We start from the raw sequence: 3,135 nt of genomic DNA, 5'->3' as shown, positions 1-3,135 counted from the left end.
CTCGGCACCCCGCCCTTCTCCCTGCCCTTCTCCCGCCCTTCTCCCCGCCCTTCTTCCCCCATTCTCGTCGGCGGCGGGGTGCGGGGTCAGCCCATGTGGAGGCGTTCCAGGGCGTCGTCGTGCAGGCGGCGCGCGATGAGGTCGTAGTCGGCGGCGAGGCCGGTACGGATCCGCTGCTCCTCGTCCGGCTTCATGAGCAGGGCCGGGTCCGCGGCGGGGAGGGCGCGCAGGACGGCGATGCGCAGGTGCGTGGGCGGGTGGCTGCGGTCCACGCGGAGCCGCCGGCGGGCCGAGACGCGGAGCCGGCGCTCGCGCTCGGAATCGGGGAGCGCGGCCAGGGCGCCGCGCAGGTCGTCCCAGTACCCGGCCGTGCGGCCGGCGAGCGCGTGCCGCTGCACGGCCGTGAGGTGCGTGTCCTCGGCGACCACGAGCGTCTCCAGCATGCCCGCGGCCGCCTCCGGGGACGCGAGGCGGGCGGCCAGCCGGTCGGCGAGGTACTCCGCCCGCTGCCCCGCCCGCAGCGTGATCATGTGCTGCAGGACGAGGACGGAGCCGACCACCGTGCTCGCCGCCCCCTGCACCACCCGGAGGCACAGGTCGATCAGGTAGTTGAGCCGGTCGTCGGGCGGCCCGGGGCGCAGCAGCGCGTGCAGCCGGGCGAGCGTGGACAGCGACGTCCCCACGACCACGCCGTGGGCGGCGTCGCCGTTCGCGCCGTGCGCGAACTCGTGCCCGAGCAGCGCGACCTTCTGCTGGGCGGTGAGCGACTCCCACAGCGGCAGCCCCAGGAACAGGACGCGGCGGCGGCGCAGGCCGACCGTCCCGTAGGCGGCGTTGAAATCCTCGGACACCACCACGGCGTCCACCGGCTTGACGCCCAGTTCGGCCGCGACCCGGTCGAGCAGGGCGAACAGGGCCGGGGCGTCGGCGCGGCGCCGGACGTCCGGGAGCTTGCGCAGGCTGCCGAACCGGGGCAGCAGCAGCCACGCCACGAGCAGCGCGAGGACCGCGAGGACGATCAGCACGGGCGTGCGCATCGCGGCGAACACCCAGACCGCGAAGGCGATCAGCGCGGCCGTGCACAGGTGCACGCCGAGCGCCAGCGCGTAGGACGCGACCCGGGCCGCGTCCCAGCCGGGCCGCTCCGCCGGCGACTGGGCGACCTCGGCGTAGAGCGCCTCGACCCTGCGGGACGACCACCGGTCGAAGCGCCCGCGCAGCCCGCGCCGCTGCGGTTCGTCGGCGCCCAGGCCCCAGCCGCAGCCGGGGCACCAGACCGGATGCCCTTCCAGGGAGGCCAGCGGCGCACCGCAGGAGGGGCACGGCGTGATCGTCTGCGTCATGGCGGAAGATCTTAGGAAGCGCGGGTCGCGGGATCAGGAGAATTCAGTCTCGATCCGCTTGCGGAGCACCTTCCCGGTCGCGTTGCGGGGCAGCGGGTCGGTGGTGACGTGCCAGCGGGACGGGACCTTGAAGTAGGCGAGCCGCTCCTTCGCGAACGCCGCCAGCTCGTCCGGCGCGGGCGGGTCGTCGGGGAAGACGGCGACCGCCGCGACCTCCTGGCCGAGGTCCGGGTGCGGGACGCCGACGACGATGCACTCGGAGATCCCCGGGTACTCGGCGAGGGCGTTCTCGACCTCGGCCGGGTAGACGTTCTCGCCGCCGCGGATGATCAGGTCGGAGCGGCGGGTGGTGAGCCGCAGCCGGCCGTTCTCCAGCACGCCGATGTCGCCGGTGCGCAGCCAGCGGCCGGCGTCGATCGTGCGCCCGGTGGCCTCCGGGTCCCGCCAGTAGCCGATCATGTTGTAGGCGCTGCGGGCGCACACCTCGCCCTCGGCGCCCTCCGGGACGGGCCTGCCCTCCGCGTCGCGGATCTCGATCTGGACGCCGATGTTCGCGGGGCCGACCGTCCCCGGCGCCTCGGCGAGGTCCATGGGGGTGGCGACGGAGATGGCGGTGGACGACTCGGTCAGGCCGTAGCTGTCGACGAGGGCGCCGCGCGCCGGCGGGAACACCTCCTGGAGCCTCTTCTTGAACGCCGGCGAGGACGGCGCGGAGGCCAGCGCGAACGCGGTCAGCGACGACAGGTCGTACTTCGACAGGTCGCCGTGCCGCATCATGCGGTGCGCCATCGTGGGGACGGCGCCCCAGTTCGTGACCCTCTCCTTCTCGATCAAGCTCAGTACCTCGTCCACGTCGAACCCGCCCATGTGCATGATCACCGCGGTGCCGGTGGCGAGCCGCGGGACGGCCAGGTTGTGCAGGGACGCGATGTGGAACAGCGGCAGCGCGAGCAGGTAGCGGCGGGACGAGGCGTCGATGCCGAACGCGCCCATGACGGCGTCGTTGTACCGGTGGTACTCGATCACCGAGGTGAGGTTCCGGTGCGAGTGGACGGCGCCCTTCGGGCGGCCCGACGTGCCGCTCGTGTAGAGGATGACGGCCGGGTCGTCCTCGGCGGCGTCCGGGATGTCGAACCCGGCGCCCGGGTAGCGGGCCGCCAGGGACGGGACGTCCTTCTCGATCGTCAGCACGTCCTCGGAGATCAGCGCGGCCCGCTTCTCGTCGGCGATCACGACCTTCGGGTCGGTGTGGCCGAGCGCGTACTCGATCTCGGGCCGCGTCCACCAGGCGTTGTAGCCGACGGGGACGGCCCCCGCCGCGACCGCCGCCCAGAAGGAGACGATCCACTCGGGGCTGTTCGCGGCGTTGATCGCGATGCGGTCGCCGGGCCGCACGCCGAGGTCGTCCCGCAGCGCCTTCGCCATCGACGCGGCGGCGGCGGCGTGCTCGGCGAACGTCAGCCGGCGGGTCGCGGTGACGATGTAGTCGCGGTCGCCGTGGGACGCCGAGCGGACGAGCACCTCGCCGAGGCTGCGGGCCCGGTTCGCGAACACGGGAACCCGCGCGCCGAGCACGTCCTCCTCGCGCAGCTCGAACTCGCCGCCGGGACCGGTCAGCTTCGCGATCGACTCCATCGGACCCCCTCCTCCTCGCCGGAGCGCCCATTGTGGGCTGCGACACACCGGCGTCAGCAGGGCATTCCGCTCAGCGGGACGGTCACGGACCGTTCCAGGGCGAACTCGTTCCGGCTCAGTTGGATTGGGACCGGCTCAGCGGGACTGGGACCGGCTC

At 73.7% G+C, this 3,135-nt stretch carries 2 protein-coding genes; both read right to left on the bottom strand.

Going from position 1 to position 3,135, the window contains the following annotated elements:
• Positions 1 to 86: 86 nt before the first annotated feature.
• Positions 87 to 1,343, bottom strand: a complete 1,257-nt coding sequence (locus ACIWVC_RS29595) for a M48 family metalloprotease (protein WP_396454845.1) — start codon at positions 1,341 to 1,343, stop codon at positions 87 to 89.
• Between the two features lie 33 nt (positions 1,344 to 1,376).
• Positions 1,377 to 2,978: a class I adenylate-forming enzyme family protein gene (locus ACIWVC_RS29590; RefSeq protein ID WP_396451242.1), complete on the bottom strand. Its 1,602-nt coding sequence runs from the start codon at positions 2,976 to 2,978 to the stop codon at positions 1,377 to 1,379.
• Positions 2,979 to 3,135 lie beyond the last annotated feature (157 nt).

The organism is Actinomadura sp. (genome assembly GCF_044508335.1).
Taxonomy (GTDB): Bacteria; Actinomycetota; Actinomycetes; order Streptosporangiales; family Streptosporangiaceae; genus Spirillospora.
The sequence above is the reverse complement of the archived record's forward strand: the minus strand, read 5'-3'. Positions and strand labels throughout refer to the sequence as shown.